The sequence below is a fragment of the Hymenobacter cheonanensis genome (genome assembly GCF_030581075.1).
Taxonomy (GTDB): Bacteria; Bacteroidota; Bacteroidia; order Cytophagales; family Hymenobacteraceae; genus Hymenobacter.
In genome coordinates this window covers 130,291-147,253 of record NZ_JAUQSW010000013.1, presented here as the reverse complement: position 1 = coordinate 147,253, position 16,963 = coordinate 130,291, and the positions used below count along the sequence as shown (strand labels likewise).

At 61.7% G+C, this 16,963-nt stretch carries 17 protein-coding genes; 10 read left to right on the top strand and 7 right to left on the bottom strand.

Annotation, left to right across the window (positions count from 1 at the left end; translation table 11 throughout):
- Positions 1-20 precede the first annotated feature (20 nt).
- The 3 genes from Q5H89_RS20825 to Q5H89_RS20815 are packed head-to-tail and all read left to right on the top strand — an operon-like array spanning position 21 to position 1,818.
- Entirely contained in the window at positions 21-701 is a 681-nt protein-coding gene (locus tag Q5H89_RS20825; protein ID WP_305021264.1) for a DUF305 domain-containing protein, read from the top strand.
- 20 nt (positions 702-721) lie between these two features.
- A complete protein-coding gene (locus tag Q5H89_RS20820) occupies positions 722-1,525 on the top strand; it encodes a ZIP family metal transporter (protein WP_305021263.1) in 804 nt (267 codons plus the stop codon).
- A gap of 26 nt (positions 1,526-1,551) precedes the next feature.
- Positions 1,552-1,818 (top strand): hypothetical protein, encoded by a 267-nt coding sequence (locus Q5H89_RS20815; protein WP_196294837.1) that lies wholly within the window; start codon positions 1,552-1,554, stop codon positions 1,816-1,818.
- 35 nt (positions 1,819-1,853) lie between these two features.
- Here Q5H89_RS20815 and Q5H89_RS20810 read toward each other — a convergent pair whose 3' ends face one another.
- Both Q5H89_RS20810 and Q5H89_RS20805 read right to left on the bottom strand, forming a co-directional pair.
- On the bottom strand, positions 1,854-2,114 hold the full coding sequence (locus tag Q5H89_RS20810; RefSeq protein ID WP_196294838.1) for a hypothetical protein: 261 nt from the start codon (positions 2,112-2,114) through the stop codon (positions 1,854-1,856).
- Positions 2,115-2,310: 196 nt separating this feature from the next.
- Positions 2,311-2,556 (bottom strand): hypothetical protein, encoded by a 246-nt coding sequence (locus Q5H89_RS20805; protein WP_305021262.1) that lies wholly within the window; start codon positions 2,554-2,556, stop codon positions 2,311-2,313.
- Positions 2,557-3,054: 498 nt separating this feature from the next.
- On the opposite strand from Q5H89_RS20805, the gene Q5H89_RS20800 reads away from it, so the two are divergent.
- Positions 3,055-3,390, top strand: a complete 336-nt coding sequence (locus Q5H89_RS20800; RefSeq protein WP_305021261.1) for a hypothetical protein — start codon at positions 3,055-3,057, stop codon at positions 3,388-3,390.
- Between the two features lie 85 nt (positions 3,391-3,475).
- Here Q5H89_RS20800 and Q5H89_RS20795 read toward each other — a convergent pair whose 3' ends face one another.
- Both Q5H89_RS20795 and Q5H89_RS20790 read right to left on the bottom strand, forming a co-directional pair.
- Positions 3,476-5,551, bottom strand: coding sequence for a toprim domain-containing protein (locus tag Q5H89_RS20795; protein ID WP_305021260.1), 2,076 nt, complete (start codon positions 5,549-5,551; stop codon positions 3,476-3,478).
- Positions 5,552-5,653: 102 nt separating this feature from the next.
- Positions 5,654-7,828, bottom strand: a complete 2,175-nt coding sequence (locus Q5H89_RS20790; RefSeq protein ID WP_305021259.1) for a DUF3945 domain-containing protein — start codon at positions 7,826-7,828, stop codon at positions 5,654-5,656.
- 242 nt (positions 7,829-8,070) lie between these two features.
- Between Q5H89_RS20790 and Q5H89_RS20785 the strand changes: the two genes are divergently transcribed.
- The 3 genes from Q5H89_RS20785 to Q5H89_RS20775 are packed head-to-tail and all read left to right on the top strand — an operon-like array spanning position 8,071 to position 9,306.
- A complete protein-coding gene (locus Q5H89_RS20785) occupies positions 8,071-8,448 on the top strand; it encodes an ArsR/SmtB family transcription factor (protein WP_198070557.1) in 378 nt (125 codons plus the stop codon).
- Positions 8,445-9,065, top strand: coding sequence for a mercuric transport protein MerTP (merTP, locus tag Q5H89_RS20780; RefSeq protein WP_305021258.1), 621 nt, complete (start codon positions 8,445-8,447; stop codon positions 9,063-9,065). Before Q5H89_RS20785 ends, merTP begins: the two co-directional genes overlap by 4 nt.
- Positions 9,066-9,072: 7 nt before the next feature.
- Positions 9,073-9,306 carry a GDCCVxC domain-containing (seleno)protein gene (locus tag Q5H89_RS20775; protein ID WP_196294845.1) on the top strand — a complete coding sequence of 78 codons (234 nt, stop codon included), beginning with the start codon at positions 9,073-9,075 and terminating at the stop codon, positions 9,304-9,306.
- 8 nt (positions 9,307-9,314) lie between these two features.
- Here the strand turns inward: Q5H89_RS20775 and mobC are convergent, their stop codons facing one another.
- The 3 genes from mobC to Q5H89_RS20760 all read right to left on the bottom strand — a co-directional run bounded on the left by mobC (position 9,315) and on the right by Q5H89_RS20760 (position 12,652).
- Positions 9,315-11,324 carry a conjugal transfer protein MobC gene (gene mobC / locus Q5H89_RS20770; protein WP_305021257.1) on the bottom strand — a complete coding sequence of 670 codons (2,010 nt, stop codon included), beginning with the start codon at positions 11,322-11,324 and terminating at the stop codon, positions 9,315-9,317.
- 135 nt (positions 11,325-11,459) lie between these two features.
- A complete protein-coding gene (locus Q5H89_RS20765; protein ID WP_305021256.1) occupies positions 11,460-12,224 on the bottom strand; it encodes a relaxase/mobilization nuclease domain-containing protein in 765 nt (254 codons plus the stop codon).
- 104 nt (positions 12,225-12,328) lie between these two features.
- The gene (locus Q5H89_RS20760; RefSeq protein ID WP_305021255.1) at positions 12,329-12,652 is read right to left on the bottom strand and encodes a plasmid mobilization protein; all 324 of its coding nucleotides are present in this window, start codon (positions 12,650-12,652) and stop codon (positions 12,329-12,331) included.
- A 696-nt stretch (positions 12,653-13,348) separates the two neighbouring features.
- Between Q5H89_RS20760 and Q5H89_RS20755 the strand changes: the two genes are divergently transcribed.
- From Q5H89_RS20755 to Q5H89_RS20745, 3 genes are all read left to right on the top strand, one after another.
- Entirely contained in the window at positions 13,349-14,134 is a 786-nt protein-coding gene (locus tag Q5H89_RS20755) for a ParA family protein (RefSeq protein ID WP_196294743.1), read from the top strand.
- Between the two features lie 61 nt (positions 14,135-14,195).
- Entirely contained in the window at positions 14,196-14,894 is a 699-nt protein-coding gene (locus Q5H89_RS20750) for a hypothetical protein (protein ID WP_305021254.1), read from the top strand.
- Positions 14,895-15,068: 174 nt separating this feature from the next.
- Complete coding sequence (locus Q5H89_RS20745; RefSeq protein WP_305021253.1) at positions 15,069-16,937, top strand: sensor histidine kinase; 1,869 nt, start codon at positions 15,069-15,071, stop codon at positions 16,935-16,937.
- Positions 16,938-16,963 lie beyond the last annotated feature (26 nt).

Sequence of the window (16,963 nt, the reverse complement as noted above, 5' to 3'; positions counted from 1 at the left end):
TATTACCCGAAGCACGAAACATGAAGGTTTCATTCTTGATTCTGGTCTGGCTACTGGCAGGAAGCGGGCTCATCAGCAGCTGCAGCTCTCGGCACGATACCGATGAGCACGAACTGGAAGTGCACGCCGGAACTAAGCCGAAGCCGGCTCCCGTGGCCGCGCCCCCGGCCCTGGGCGATACCCTGCAGCTGCTCGCGCAGCAGCTCGATACGGTGCACCGCCTCGGGTGCTGGGACGAGGACTTTGCCCGCCTGATGAGCGTGCACCACGGCGGGGCCCAGCGGCTGGCGGCGGTAGAACTATCGCACGGCAAAGACTCAACCCTGCGCGCCCTGGCCCAGCACGTGCTCAAGGGCCATGAGCGCGACAACCACGTGCTCACGCTGGCCCTCGCCCGGCAGCCGCCGGCGGGCCAGGAATACCGGCCGGGCAACGCCCAGGACCCGTTTGTGCGCCGCATCACAGCCGCGCTGGCTCCCCTGCGCCAGCCGCCGCCCCTGCCTGGCACCCTTGATGCTGATTTTGCCACGATTATGCAGGTGCATCACCAAACGGGGGTGGCCCTGGCCCAAACCGAGCTGGCCTATGGCAAGGACGCGGAAGTGAGAAACGCCGCCCGCCAGATTGTGCGCGACGAGCAGGCCGAAATCAAGCAGTACCAGCGCTGGCTCAAGGCCCACGCGGCAAACTCCTCCCACTAACATTTATATCCGCTTCATCCATGCTGCTTACTATTCCCGCCGCCGTCACGCCGCCCTGGTCTACCATGCTGGGCTTTTCGCTGCTGCCGGCCGTGGTTATGATTGCCGGCGCGGCCCTGGCCGTGTGGCGGGCCCCCGGCCCGAAGCTGCGCAGCGCCATTCTGCACTTCGCGGCGGGCGTCATCTTCTCGGTCGTGGCCGTCGAGCTGCTGCCCGACATTGTGCAGCACCATGCGCCCTACGAAGTGGCGCTGGGCTTCGGGCTGGGTGTGGCCACCATGCTGGGACTGCGCTACTTCACCCAGCGCCTCGAAAAGAAAGAGGAGCCTGGGGCAGCTGGCAATGCGCCGGCCGGAAGCGCCGGCGTAACCGCCCCACCCACCGTGGCCGCCCTGCCCTGGGGCCTGCTGGTGGCCATTGGCATTGATATCCTCATCGACGGGCTACTGCTGGGCATCGGCTTTGCGGCGGGCGCGAAGGAAGGCACCCTGCTGGCCATTGCCCTCACCATCGAGCTGCTGTCGCTGGGCCTGGCCACGGCCATTGAGTTGCGGCAGGATGGCCACGGCAAGGGCCGGGCCGTCGCGATTGTGGCCGGCACTTCGCTCATGCTGCTGGTCGGGGCGGGCATTGGCACCACCGTACTGCGCGGGGCCACCGGCAACTTGCTGGAAATCGTGCTTTCCTTTGGCCTGGCCGCGCTGCTGTTTCTGGTCACCGAGGAGTTGCTGACCGAAGCGCACGAGGAAACCGAAACGCCGCTGCTCACGCTGGCCTTTTTTGTGGGCTTCCTCCTGTTTCTAATTCTGGGCATGGTCGCCTGACCCCACCCTATTCAACTACGCTGCGCATGCACACCGCCAAAATTGACCTGACCCTGGAGCCCACCGGCCGCCACCTGGCTTTCTCAAAGGAGCTGCTGGAAGTCGCCCACGTCTTTCGCCGCGTCGGGGGCGAGGCCTCCACCTGGCAGCGGGTGGCCGTCAACGCCCGCTCGCCCTTCCTTGATACTGACACCTTTGCGCCCGGCACACTGCTGGAATACTACGTGCAGCACGAAACCCAGCAGGGCGAGCCCGAAGCCCGCAGCCATGTAGTCAGCACTACTGTGGCCTGATTAACAAATGGGCATTGCGCCCATTCCACCCTTGGCTAGCCAACTTTGGTTACGGCCCCCACCAGCTGGTAGCCACCGCTTTCCAATGCGGCCTGAATGGCTTTGAGGTCGGGGCCGTTGACGTGGGCCGTGGCCACTTCGGCTTCGCCCACGGCCACGCGGTCCACTACCAGGCCCAGGCCCACCAGCCGCTCGCGCACCCACCTGATGCAGTCCGGCCCGCACATATTGTCGATGGTAAGCACATAGCGCATGAGCTGCGTCATGCCGGCAGTATCGTCTTCGGGATAGGCCATAACCAAGTACCTCGAAAGCCGAATTATACGGGACGCCACCCAAGTGCAACGGAATGGCCGGGGGCCGTGTTGGCCCCGCATGTGCCACCACCACAAGCCTGCCCTCAAACTCCAACGCTTCGGCATCTACCTGGCCGTGGGGTTGCTGGTGCTGCTGAGCCAGTATTACACCACGTAAGCAAGCGGGTCCTTCCACCTACCGATGCCGCCGTGGGCGTTGCGTGGACGCCGGGGCGGGCGGCACCACCACTTCCTGAATAACCGAAAAGGTGTAAGTCGTAACTTTCTTTCCGGGGTGTGCGAACGGGGTCGCTGGGGCCGATACCGGCGCCAGGGGCCGGGTAACTTCGTGGTAGAACTGCACCACCCGGTAGGCGGCAAATAACCCGGCGGCCACCAAGGTCAGCAGGGCCGTGTAAGCGGCAATTTTCTTCGTGCTCATGCTACGTGTTTGTTAAAAGCCGGGCATAAGGCCCAGCGGTCGAAGTGGGTAACCAGATTTGCGCGAGGCAGCGTTAATCCGCCCCGACGAGACTAAGTAGCCCCCCTGCCACATCGTCGGCAGTCCAAATGGGGGTGAATGGCAAACTTTTTTTTTGAAGCCGGGAAATGTTGGGGTTGCCCAGCCCGGACGCTCGCAAAGGTGAGCGAAGCCGGCGAGCGGTTTATCTGATGCTGTCAGAAAGTCAACCCAATACAAGTCAGCGCCTTGCCAGAAATACACGCTCATTTACAGCCCGCTTATGGGGGCTGCAAGCGTGATTTAGCCGGGGGAGCAGATACAACTCCATCACGGGACGGCGGGGCGGTAGCTTTTTGGAAGGTCGGGGCAAAAATTCGGAGCAGGTTCATCGCTGCAAACCTGCGACCGCCGGGCAGCGAATCATAGGACACAAAATGTGTTTTCGTTACTTGCAATTGGTATTAACGCGAAACGCCTTTGTCACTCCTCGACACCTCCCAGATTGCCTGCGAATACTGCCGGCGAAAGTTTGTCCCCAAGAAGCGGTGGGTGCAGAAATACTGCGGCAGCCCCTGCCGGGTAGCGGCCTGCAACCAGCGGGCCGGGCGGGCCCACCCGCTCGAAAGCCAATCGGCAATCAAAGCCCGCCGGCGCAAGGAGCGCGGGCGCACGCCCACCGCCGTGGCCACCGCCCAGGCCTCTCCGGCAACGGAAGAAATCCTGGCCGCCATCGGGCAGCTTGCCGGGCGCATGACGGCCATGGAACAGCTGCAGCAGCAGCTGCTGGCCTTGCTCCTGCCGCCGGCCACGTAGGCCCCCGCCTTGCCGCACACGAAAAAGCCGCTCCGGTTATGGAGCGGCTGAAAACGGCCAAGTCCGTTGCACCAGCATTGCCGGCTTACAAGCGGGGGCCGGGCCGTGGCTTTTGCGGTACAGTCTGCGTCTGGGCGGGCTGCTCCAATTGCCGCACGGCCTGGCGCAGCTGCTGCACGGCGGGGTTATCCTTCAACGTATCGAGCTTATCGACCACAGCCAGCACTTTCTCCACGTTCTCCCGGTTCAGGCCTTCCAGCGCCGGTTTGGTCAGCAGTTGCCGGCTGACTTCCTGCAAGCGGGCGGCGTTTAGCGTGGCGGCGCTCTCGCGCAGTTCCCGGGCCACCAGGCCCGCTGCTTCGATAAACAATTGCCGGGCCTGGTCGTGGGCGGGAGAATCACTGGGCACCAGCTCAGGGCCGGCCCGGCGCTGCTGTTCCTGCGCTATGGCCAGCTGCCGGCGCTCCGTAGCATCCGGCCCCGGCTCAATGACCGTCGTTCTGGAATTTTGCCGCAACGCATCCAGCGCGTCGCTGATGGCTGGCAGCTGCGGCGAATCCAGCCGGTAGCGTAGCGTTAGCTCCGTGGCAATTTCGCGGGCCGCGGTCGGTTGAATCTTAAGGGCGTGGTCAATGGTAAGCCCGACTTTTTCGAGGTTGTCGCGCAGGGTGGGCAGCAACGCCACGGCATCGCGGCTTTCGCGCAGCTCAACCACGAGCAGCCGCTCGCCCTGGCGGCGGGCCTGGGCTTGCGCCTCGTGCAACTGCGCAATTTTGCCCTGGCCTTCGATATGTGGGTTGTCCCAGTGCTGCTGGCCGAAGCCGTACTGGTCCTCGTCGACACCACCCAGCTCGCGCCGGGCCACCCGCTGCAACTGGTCCTGTTTCAGGTCCTGGTTCCAATCCTTGCCCTGGCTCTTCACAATCTCCACCCGATGCTCAAAAGCCAGTGCCTGACTGGCTGCCTGATTGAAAGCCCCCAGCGCTTCGCGGCTCATCGGCACGTGAAACTGGTAGGTGTGGGCTCCCAGCTTGTTGGAGTGAATCAGCTCGTCGCGCAGGGTCTGACTGCTGGCCGGATTGCCCGGCTCCCCGTTTTCCTGGGCGTACTGCCGGGTGGCCTGGTCGTTGTAGCTTTTAAGGTGCTGACTTAGCGCCTGCACGCCGGCCGGGTGGGCGGCCGTAATTTCGACGGTCAGCCGGTGCTCGTGCTCGCGAACCACTTTCATGGGGTTCTGCTCGCTGGCCAGCCCCGCCAGCAGCCGGGTATCGAAGTGGTGGCCCTGCGTATCGTTGTCGAAGGCAGCGCGGATGGCCGGAATACGCTCCTCGCTGAGCAGCCGCCTCAACTCGAAAATCTTGTTCTGGGTGAGCGTGCCGGCCGTGGAGGCATACAGAGCGCTGTCGCCGGGGTGCAGCTGCGCGTAGGACAGCGTATCGAGGGCCGACTCGCTGACCACCAGCACCGCTGCCGGCCGGCCCTCGGGCAGCTTGCTCAGCCACAGAGAGCGGGTAAACTGGCTTTCGGGCGCCTGGCCCTTGAAGCCTTCGCCCTTCAACTCCAGCCCCACTACCCGTCCCTCGTGGTAGGCCGGGAAAGCCGTGTTAACGTAGGTTTTGGGCGGCAAGCCCTCCTTCTGAACAGTGTGGAGTTGATTGAGGATGCGGCCGGTAAACTGCGGGTTATCTATCGTGCTTTTGGTAATACCGCGCCCTTCCAAGTAGGCCGTGTTTTCGAGCGGCCGGCATTGCTGGGTGTAGATGCTGTGGAACTTCTCGCCGGGCGCGGTTTCCACAATGGGCGGCAGGTCGAGCCGGGGCCGCTGCTCCTCGGGCAAGTTGAGGTAAGCCCGGAAGTGGTCGTTGACTGACTGCCAGAGGTTGCGGCCCGGCAGCGGACCAATGCCGGCGATGCGGTCGGAGCTGACCCGGTTCTTCATCCAGTCAATGACGCTGCCCTTGTCGCGGTCGTCCTGGGCGTTGAAATACATCCAGTCGCCACCCCGGCCTTTGAACACGACCAGCGTGTCATCGCCCTCGAAGACGTGCCACTTGCCCTTGCCGAGGTGTTCGCCTTTTCGGAGGTTGTAGCCGAAGTGGCTCAGCAGCTCGGGCAGCTCAACCTGCTCTTTAATCTTCTGGAAGGTGAGTTCGTGTTCCATGGTAAAGCGGATGATTTCGAAGAATGGAAGGCAGAAAAAAGAAGCCCGGAAGTGGGCTTCCGGGCTTGTGGGATGAGAAATGAGGGATTGGGATAGGCCAGCTTAGTGGCGGGGTCCCCGGTTTTTTACCTGGGGTGCTTCGGCTTTCACGGGGGCCGGGGCTACGGTCGTAGTGGTGGCCTTCACCGTCTGCTCGGCCCGCGGGGCCTGACGCTGGCTCAGCTCGTGAGCGGCCGGTTTTACCTCGATGCAGGCCTTGGCGGCATTCACCTGCACGGTGCCATCGAACTTCTGCCCACCGTTGCCGCTGGCCATATTGGTCAGGGCTACCACCTTGCCCTCGCGCAGGTCGTGACTTTGCTCCGGGGTCAGCTTGACGCCGGCCACGGTGTCGTGCAGCGTCACCTTGCTTTCGGGCAGTACCACCACCTTGTTCATGGCCTTATCCACGGCCACGTAGCCGTTGAACTCGCGGCCCTGCTCGTCCTTGAGGCCGCGCATCAGGCCGGCGTTGCCCTCGGTTTCGAGCCGCTGGCGCTGCTCGGGGGTGAAGGGCTGACCGCCAATCTCGTTGGGAATAACCAGCTTCTCCTGGGGCAATTCCATTTTGAGCGTGGCCGTGCCGTCAGCTTCGCGGTGCAGCACCATCTTGCCCTCGAACTTCACGGGTTCCTGCCCCTCCTTGCCCGCTACCTGCATGGGCAAAAGGTCTGTTTTTTCACCGCTGAGCAGCTTTTGCAGCTGCCCGCTGCCCGTTAATTCGGCTAGGTTCAACCCGAGGGAGGCCAGCACCTTTTGCGGTACCTCATTGGCTTGGAACAGGGCCGCCGGCGGGACCTGCATCGCGACGGCCTGGCGGGCAGCTTCCCCCACGGCGGGGCCAGTCGCCACGCCGGGAACCTTGGCATCCGGGGCCGTCGGGCCGAGCGAAAGCGCCGGCTGGGCCGTGCCGGCGTGGCGGGTCAGGCGGGCCTGCAAATCCTGACGGGTTTTCTCGTAGTCGACTTCCAGACTTTGCCGGGTCTTGGGGCCGCCGTTCAGGTGGGCGTAGAAGTTTTTCAGAAACGCCGAGGCGGGGTTGCCGCTGGTGTCGATGTCAAAAATGCTCTTGCCGTCGCGGATGACCTGTTCGGTGGTTTTGCCCTGCTGCTGGGCCAGCTGCTGCACCCGCTGTTCAGCGGCAGCCTGCTGCACCTGCTCCGGGGCCGTAAGGGCGTGCTTGGGCACGGCCGAAAGCTGGGCACTGAGCGCATCCCACTGCTTCACACCGAAGGCCTCGCGCACCTGCTTGCTGCGCTGGGGCTCATAGTCGTCATCGTAGCCCACTTCCTGCCTCCGGGCGGCAGCCTGCTCCGGCTTCTCTACCACGGCTACCCCGCTTCCCACTTGCCGAAAGCCTTGCAGGGCCGCTTCGAGCTGGCCCAGCTTGTGCGACTCCGGGTCGTAGCTCACCGCGAAACCGCCGCTGAGCTTGCCCGCCGGGTCGCGCTCCAGCTGCAAAGCGCCCACCGCTACGCCAGCTTCCTTAAGCTGGTCGAGGTAGGCCCGCATTTCCAGCAGCGGGGCCACTTCGCCGCCCTGCTGCTGCCAGGCAATGCGCAATTCTCCGACCGGCTCCGCGCCGGCCGCGGCATCCGGGGCCGGTGCGGGGGGCACGGGCCGCTGCTCGCTGCTTGGCCCCTCCCCTACTTCCGCCCGGGCGTCATCGCGCAGGGCATCCGCGTAAGTGGCGCGGCTCTCGTCGGGGCCTTGCTGCGCACGGTTGGCCACTACCTCCAGTTCCGCTTCCGCCTCAGTGCGAACAGCGCCCGTAGTGGTGGCCACCTCGCCAGCCAGCTCCTCGGCCCGGGCCGTCAACTCGGCTTGCTGGGTGGCTTGTGGAGTTACCTGGCCAAATACCTGCAGCCGCTGCTCGGGCTCGGTGGCACTGTAGCCCACGCGGCCCTGCTCAGTGATTTTCCAATTCTCCCCCACCTTTTCCAGCAGCGTAGGCTTTTCCACCGTGAGAAACTTATCCTCCCGGCCGGGGAGCCGGTTGGTGGTAAAGGCCCGCATCAGGGCGTGGTCAAAGGCATTCAGCAGCCGGCCATCCGCGCCGGGGGCCGGCAGCAGGGCCGCCTGGCTGGGGTTGGCGGGATTGACCTGAATCTCATAGAGGGAGTGACCGGCGGGCTCGCGCTGCAGGCCCTGGCCACTGAAGTTGCCGTTGGAGGTCGGCACCGCACTCATGTACCAGCGCTCCGGCGTGGGGGTATTCACTTCATCTTGCTCAGCCATAGGAGGAATGGGTAGGTGAATAAAAGCTGTCCTTCCGGCCGGCGCAGGCGCGGCCAGCCCGGAATTCGACGCTGCAAACCTACCGGCCTCCATCAGGCCCTGGCGAGAAAGTTGATGAGTGGCCGGAAATAGGCTGTGAGGTGCCAGCACACCACACGAATGGCGGAATGCCCCAGCTAAAGCTTTGCGTATTTTAGCACTTGCTTAAACACGCAAGTACTACCTTTGCGAAAACAGTTCTTATGGAAGCCAACGCCTGCATCCGGGTTTTTGCCGATGCTGATTATATCCGGCAATGCCAGGTGCGCCTGGCATTGGCCGGGCCATCCCTTGAAGCCACGGCCACTGTCCTGGCGCTGGCGGGCAACGAGGTCCGGCTCAAACTGCTGTATCTGCTGGCGGCCGAGCAACAGCTGTGCGTGTGCGACATCGCTGACGTGCTGGGCATGACGGTATCGGCCGTTTCGCAGCATCTGCGCAAGCTAAAGGACGGTGGCGTGGTCACCGCCCGCAAAGTGGGCCAAACGGTTTTTTACGCGCTTAGCGAGCAGCACCTGCCCCTGTTGCGCCCGCTGCTAACCGGCTACCCTGCTACCCCGACGCTTCAGCCAGCCCCATGAACGCACCTACCTCCACCAGCAAGCCCTTGCTCGGCGCGGGGCTACTCACCGCTCTGGCTGCCTCCCTTTGCTGCATCACGCCCCTGCTGGCCCTGGTCGGCGGGCTCGGTGCTTCCGCGGCGGCCTTTTCCTGGCTCGAACCTTTCCGCCCCTATCTAATGGCGCTCACGGTGGGCGTGCTGGGCTTCGCGTGGTACCAGAAGCTCAAGCCGGCCCCGGCCACCGATGACTGCGGTTGTGCGGCAGATGCCAAGCCGGCATTCACCCAATCCCGGCTTTTTTTGGGAATGGTGACCGGGCTGGCGGTGCTGCTGCTGGCTTTTCCCTACTACGGGGCGCGCCTGTACCCGGCCTCGCCCACCGCCGCGCCGGTCCCGGCAGCAAACGGGGCCACGCCGGTGTGGCAGACGGCCACCTACCGCATTGCAGGCATGACCTGCGAGGCCTGCGCCCAGCACGTCGAGCACGCGGTGCAGCAGTTGCCGGGCGTGCAGGCCGTCACCGTGTCGTATGCGCAGGGCACCGCGCAGGTGCGTTTTGATGCGCAGAAAAGCCCAGCCACGCAGGTGGAAAAAGCCATCAACGGCACGGGCTACCAAATTATAACCCGCAACTAATTATCGGATGCCACTCCCTACGCTCAAAACCCCGCAGCTTACTTCCACGCTCACCTGCCCGGTCTGCGCGCATCAGCAAACCGAACAGATGCCCACCGATGCCTGCCAATACTTTTACGAGTGCCCGGGCTGTCTTACGGTGCTCAAACCCCTGGCCGGCGACTGCTGCGTGTATTGTTCCTACGGCACGGTGCCCTGCCCGCCCATCCAGCAGCAGGGCCCGGGCAGCTGCTGCGGCTAGCCGCCCCGTTACTTCTCGGCTTTCTCCTTGATGAGGTGCCGCAGCGTGGGGTCCTGCCCGATGCGCAGCAGCTCCCGAGCGCACAATTCCTTCACTTCGGTTTTCACGCGGTTGAAGTTGGCCTTAATCATCTCCTCCGCCTCGTCCTTGCCGGTGGCCGGGTTAATGAAGCTGGTGATGTCGGGGATGGGTTGGTAAGCTTGGGCTTCGGCAGTTACTGCCTTTACGTCTACCTTAATGCGGGCGTGAAACACCTTCTGGTCGATTTCTTCGCCGAAGTTGTCGGCCACCGCACCCACGAAGTTGCCCTGCGTGAGGTTAGCAATGGTACTGGCTGGAATCATGCTGTCCATCTGGGTGGAGAGGCTGGTGCTGGTTTCTCGCATGTTGATACTCAGGCTCTGGCGCTGCTGCAGAATCTTACCAAACCGCTCGCTCAGCCACTTGCCGCTGTTGCCTGATACCTGCCCGCTGAACACGTTGCCCACCGTGTTCTTGATGACCTCGGCCTCCTTCTGGCCGTAGTCGCGTTCCAGCTGCGAGAAGTCCTGAAAGCCCAGGCAGGTGCTCACCTTGTTGCTCCGCGCCGTAGCAATGAGGTTATCCAGCCCCTTGAAGTAGATGGTGGGCAGCTCGTCGATGATGATGGACGATTTGCGCTTGCCCTTCTGGTTCACCAGCTTCACTAGCCGCGCATTGTAGAGACCAAGCGCCGCTCCGTAGATGGCTTGGCGCTCGGGGTTGTTGCCCACGCACAATACCTTGGGCTCCTCGTTGCTGTTGATATCGAGCGTAAAGTCGTTGCCCGACATCACCCAATACAATTGCGGCGAGGCCAACCGGCCCAGCGGAATACGTGCCGAAGCAATCTGGCCTTCCAGCTGCTCGATGGCATCTTTCTGAAACGCCGACACGAACGGCTTCACCAGGTTCTCAATTTCCGGGTATGAGGCCAGCACCGGAAAAATCTCCTCGTAGTCGCGGCTCAGAAACTCGATGACGTGGGGAAAGGTGCAGTATTTACCCTTATCGAATAGCTTTAAAAACCAGATGATGGCCGCCACAAAGTTGATGGGTGATTCCACGAAAAAGTCGCCCTGCTTCTGAATCCAGCTCTTGTTGAGGTTGAGCATGATGGTCGAGGCGCTTTCGTAGGCATCCACGATGTCGGTCATCAACTCAGGCAGCAGCGGGTTGCAGCGGTGACTCTTGCGCGGGTTGTCGAAGTTGATGACGTAAAAGCCCACCGGCTTATCAAACTTGTCCTGGTGGCGTAGCAGCGTGTTGTAGCAGATGCGGCTCAAGTCGTCAAACTTGTAGTCGTAGATGTACATGCAGAAGCCCTTGGCCAGGTGTTGCCGGATGAACTCGTTAATGATGGCAAAGCTCTTGCCTGAGCCCGGCGTGCCGAGCACCATCGTGGCCCGGAACGGATTGACCACGTTCAACCAGCCGTGGTGCTGCTTGCCGCGCAGCTGGTACTCCGTGCGCAGGTTCACCGAATACTCGTTTTCCATCAGCCGCTCCTCCTGGGGGAAGCTCTCATTGGCCTTATTGAAGATGTCCTTCATCAGGTCGTTGTTGAACAGCCGGCTCAGCCAGGCCCCTGCGCTCAGCAGCAGCAGAAAGCCCGCCGACAGCAGCCCGGTATAAAGCGCCGTCGTCAGTCCGGCCCCTAGCGTGAAGCCGCGCACCACGTCTGAGCCATAAATCAGCGCCAGCCCAATGGCGGCGTAGCCCGCCACCGAGGCGCCTTTCAGCTTTTCATTAGCCCGTCCCCGCGTGCCGAGGCAGCTCAACAGCAGGAATACCACGGCCAGCGTCTTGCTCACCCAGCTGGCCTCAAACAAGAAAGTATTCTTGGTAAAGCTTTCCAGAATATGCCCGACTACGGCCGGCGTCCAGCCCATGCCTTTGAAGTAGCCAAAGCAGTAATAGTAGATGTTGATGCCCATCAGCACAATGGCAAACAGCCGCATAAACTCCATGATTTTTCGCAGTCCTTTCTCGTCTTCCATCGCTTGAAACGCTTGGTGAATCAAGCAACTTACCCCCGTCGGCAATGCCCAACGTGGATTATTTGACGAGCGGTCCAAAGTCAGCGGTGAGGTGCACGCCGCGCACACGAATGAACCGCCCTACCCATCCGGCCGCTACCGGGCGGGCCCCTTCCGGCGGGGGCGCTTCGCCGGCTCGGGCCGACTTGGCTTCGGCAATACGGCTGGTTGGTCCGCGCCGGGCGCAGGCGCAACTTCCGGTCCTAGTACCGCCTGCAACCCGGGCGCGGCTAGAGCTTCGCGCAGCTGCGCCCCTTTGTAGCCTACCTCCTGCCCCCGGACTGCCACGCCGTTCAATTCAAAGCTCACGCCCCGCAGTACGCCGCCCTTGTCGTGGGTATAGCGAACCCCAATCAGTTCTTTTTGCAATTGCAAAGCCAGCCACTCCTCCCCTCCCCTATCGGCTTGCGCGAGTAACAACTGTAACGCCCGACTCACCTGCTCTCGCGCTGCCTCCTTCGTGGGGTCCAGCGCCCGCAGGCTGCGCCGCCGCTCGGGAATAGGGTCCATACCTAGCTCCTGGCTTATCTGCCGCGTAATGGCCGGCTGCCGGTAAAAGTTATTATCCGTCCGCAGCGCTGGCCCCCCGTCAATTGGCACCCGGTTCAAGTAGATGTGAACGTGCGCGTGCTTCTTATCCCGGTGCTCATAAACGACCACCTGGTGTCGGTCAATGGGCGCGCCAATCAACTCACAATAGCGCTTGGCAGCCGCTACTTTTTGCCCCTGGCTCACTACCTCCCCCGCCTTCCACGAGAGCACAGTATGCCACACCGGCTTTTGAATCTTTTTGCTCTGCGCGGCCACGGCCCGCATGTCCTGCGCCATCTCCCTGGGAGTGCCCGGAATCAGATTAGCCACGACCAAAAGTGGAGCCTCCCCCGGCTCCTTTCCCCTCCCCTGCCGCTGCCCCGCGCCATAGGTTAGCGCTCCCTCGAAGTCATTGCCCGTAGTCGTTTTCGCAATCATACCAGATACCCTCTGATGATAGCCAGCGCCTGTACCAACTGCGCTTCGTGGTTGCTAAACGATTTACCAGCCTGAGCCAGGCGCGCAATTTGATTCAAGTTGGTTCCAATGCCTACCAGCTGTCGCCGCAGCTCCGGTGGGATACTTTCTTTGACCTCCACCCCCCGGCCAACATCGCGCAAATACGCCGAAACTTTCTTGTAGCCGGCAGCCTTAGCTTTTGCCTGCAAATCCTTTTTCTCATCCGGGTTCACCCGCACATCGATGCGTAAAGTACGGGCGGCATCAGCGACATTTTCAGCTTGCTTCTCTGTTTCCATGTTGATTCTGGGACAATCAGCTTTCCTCTATCTGCTAAAACTAATTTAGAATTGTGAATAACTAAACGCTATACGCTAAACTAGCAAGCCAAGCCATGTGAGCCTGCGAACTTGGCGGTGTCATTGACTCGGGCAAACGAAGTTTGTCCGGACAATGACATGGCTTGCTGGTCGATGAACGAGCTGTTGGAACGGAGGCGTTGCACGGTGCTAGAGCTAGGACTAGTATTAGAATTTATGCCACAATGCAACTTTAACCTTTTGCAACTTTGCAACCAACTTTTTTTTAGGCTCTAGCCTTATGAGTTAATATCAGCATTTGGATAATCCTGCCACACTGCACCATTACACCTTTGCCACTATACAACTTATATGAGTGCAAAGTCCAGTATTCCTACATTTTTAATTACTGCACCAATACACCAAAACAACTTTGCAACTTTACCACACATAACACCCATAAAAACTTTGCCATAAAGTTGCTTTGCAACAACGCAACTTATTACCTTCGCCACATTACAACTAAACAACACTGCCACACACAATCTTTGTTGTTTTACAACTTTGCAACTACACAACTTTCAGCTGTTGCAACAACGCAACTTTATTGCGTTGCACCATTACAGCTAAGTGGCTATGCCACAATGCCACTTTGCAACTAACTATCTAACGACTTAAAATCTTCTGGCCTTCCGCATGAATCAACCCCACGTACTCGCATTCGCCACCCAGAAGGGAGGCGCTGGTAAGTCGACCATCGGCACGCACATGGCCTCGGCGCTGTGCTACTACTATGGCTACAAGGTGGCCATGGTGGACTGCGACTACCCGCAGAACTCCCTCCACGCCTACCGCCTCGAAGAGCAGAACCGGCTACAGTCGGAAGCCCCGTTTCAGGCCCGCCTGCTGAAGCAGGGCATCCCGCCGTACCCAGTCATCATTTCCAGCGTGGAGAAGGCGGTCAGTTCTATCGAAGGGTTGTTTGAGCAGGATTACGATTTCATTCTGGTGGATACGCCCGGTACGGTGAACGTGGTGGGGCTCCCGGAACTGCTCCGGCTGGTGGATTACATCTTCCTACCAATCGAGCCGGACAAGGGCTCGATTGCCTCCACCATGTCCTACATGGGCATCCTAGGTCAGTTTGTGCAGGCCCGCGACGAGGACTCGAACCTGTTGGGCTTCTACGCCTTCTGGAACAAGTTTGTAAAGTCCGAGAAAAAAGGGATTTATGACAAGACGGAAGAGCTGTTTCAGGAGAAAGGCCTGCCCTTGCTTAAGAGCCGGGTGGAACTGCTGATGACCTACAAGGAAAATCGCTCCACGATGTTTCCGCTGCCCGAGCGTGACCTCAACCGCCTTGGCCTGGGTCAGCTTATTCAGGAAATCCTGACCCTCGTGGTGGGGGAGGGGGCGGTCACGCCCTCGGGTAAAACCATTTCGTTTACGGCCCCGGCCGTCGAATCAGCTCCCGGCGCGTAGCCCTACGACGCATCAGCCGCTGCTTTTCCTCTCAAATTTCAAGCCTGCATCCTCCTTCGTCATGGCCAAAGCCTCCACTAAGAAACCCAAACTCACCCCGGAAGAACAAATGGCCGAGCTGGCCCGCCTGACGGGCTCCGTCGCGGCCATCAGCCACATGGGTACCAGTCAGCCTTTCGTACTGCCGACCCCGGCCCCGGAGACTACGCCGGCGGCTACGGCCCTGGAGCCGGCCCCGGTGCCCGTCGAAGCCGCGCCCCCGGTACCAGCAGCAGAACCGGAACCGACGGCGCCGGTCGCACCCGTTGCCGCCACGGAGCCCGCGCCTCAGTTAGCTGCGGCTCCCGAGCCAGCCGCCATTGCAGCACCAGTAGAACCAAAGGGAGAAAAAGTATCTGCCGTGGCGGCACCGGCACCGCCGGCCGCTCCGGCGGCTGAGTTACCCGTTGCAGACGACCAAGAAGAAGAAGAAGCGGTGGAAGCGGAGGCTACGCCGACGCCAGCTGCCACGGGGGACGGCAAGGATAAGCTGGACCTGACTTCCCTCTTTGCCGATTCGGCGGAGAAGAAGACCTTTCAGATTCGCATCACGGCCAGCCACCAGCAGTTTTTCCAACAGATGGGCTTGCTACTGGGTGGGGGAGCTTCCTCGACCGATGTGATTCACAACATCCTCGCCCAGTTCAAGGCCGCAAACGAGGCCCAGATTCAGAAAGCGTTTCAGCGGCAGCTGCGCCAGATGATGTCGCCCAAGAAGTAAGCGTTTCCGTTAGCGGCTATTCCGCTGGCCCGGCCTGATTAAAAGGCTGGTCGGCTCAAGTTCACTATATCAAATTCTCCCCTCCGCTGCCGGCCCACCTGGGCAGGGTAGGGGAGGGGCCCTGTTCTCTACCAGCAATGCGTACCAGCAGTACTTCCTTTTTCAGCCCCCAAGGTGCGTCGAAGCAACGTGGCGGGCGGTAAGCGTTTGACCGTGATGGCCCTGCTGCTGGCCAGTACGATAGCCGGTGCCACCTGTTTGGCGGCCGAGAATAACCTGGCCTCGCCCGGGGACAGTGCGACCGTTGATTCGCTGCGCGAAGTGGCCAGCAGACCACAGCTGCCGGACTCGGTCCGGTTTCAAACGCTACGTGCGCTGAGCGACGCGCTGTTTGCCCATGATGAGCAGGAGGCCCGCCGGGTAGGGGAGCAGGCCGTGCAGCTGGCCCGTCACCGGCGGGACTGGCCGGGCACAACCGATGCCCTGTACCAACTGGTGGTGAACTGTGAGCGGGCCGCCGACTACGTGTCGGCGATGCGGTATAGCCAGGAAGGGGCCGGCGTGGCCCGGGTGCACCAGCTACCCGACGAATGGCGCTTCACGCAGTGCATGGGGCTGGTAGCCGTCGATACCAAAGACGTAACCGGGGGCCTGCGGTTCATGCGGCAGGCCTACCAGCAGCAAGGGAGGGTGGGCAACGTCCCACCCCGCGAGCGGGGCGGACTGCTGCTCAACCTGGCCAACACCTTTCTGGTCATGCAGCGCTACGACTCGGTGCTGCACTACGCTACCCGGGCCCTGCCTTACATGCAGCGCGCCAGGGATGCCCGCGGCCTGGGCTACGTGTACCAGTTTCGGGGCGAGGTGTACGCCATGATTCAACCCCAAAGCAGGGCTACGCTGGATTCAGCGGCCACGAATATGAACCGGGCCCTGCGCATTATGCAACGCCACGGGTTTCGGCCCCAGATAGCCAGCTCGGCGCTGGCGCTGGCCCGCGTGTACCGGCTGCAAGGGCTGCCTACCGCCTCGCAGCGCATGGCGGAACAAGCCCTCGCCCTGGCCCGCGAACTAAAGATGCCCGACTACGAGGCCGACGCGCTGGCTAGCCTCGCCTGGGCGCACGCCGACCAGGGTCGGATGCGCCGCTCCTTCGACCTCGACAACCGGGCCCAGGACCTGCGCGATTCCCTCTTCAACGGCGACAAGGCGCAAGCCTTGGCTGGGCTGCAGGTGCGCTACGACGTGAAGCTGCTCACCGAGCAGAAGCGGGCCGCCGAGTTTGAGCAGCGCAGCCAGCGGGCCCAGCTGCACTCGCTGTGGCTGCTGCTGGGCGGGCTCACGACGACCATCGGGGTGGGAGCGTGGCTGTACTGGCGGCTGCGGCGGCAGAAAGCGCTGCTGGCCCTGGCCAACCAGGCCAACTGCCGGTCCGTGGCCGAAAAGGAGGTGCTGCTGCAGGAAATTCACCACCGGGTAAAGAACAACCTGCAGCTGGTGAGCGGCCTGCTGGGCTGGCAGGCCAGCACCCTGCCCGAGCCTACCCTGGTGGCCGCGCTGAGTGCCAGCCGGGACAGGATTCAGAGCATGGCCATGGTACATGAATTCTTATATCAAGCCGACAATCTGGCCGAAGTGCGCATGGACCAGTACCTGCGCGAACTACTTGATTCTCTGAAAATAGCCCTCACCACGTCCGAGCAAAACATTGAGTTGACAACGGACCTGGCCCCGGTAATCATGAGCCCTAAAGAGGCCAGCACGCTGGGGCTGGTGGTGAACGAATTGGTGACCAATGCGTACAAGCACGCTTTTCAGGGCCTTCCCCAGGGCCATCTACACGTTTCCTTCACCAGTCGCCCCGGCGGCTTTCAGCTCACCGTCGTCGATAACGGGGCCGGAATGCCAGCCGGTGACGCGCCGGCGAAAGCCCACTCCCTGGGTATGCAGCTGGTCCGCACGCTCACCAAACAGCTGAAAGCGAAGCTGCTGGTAACCCGTTCCTTTCCCACGGGCACGCAGCTGGAGGTTACTCGTAACTGACGAGCCTACCGGCGCCTGCTCCTTAT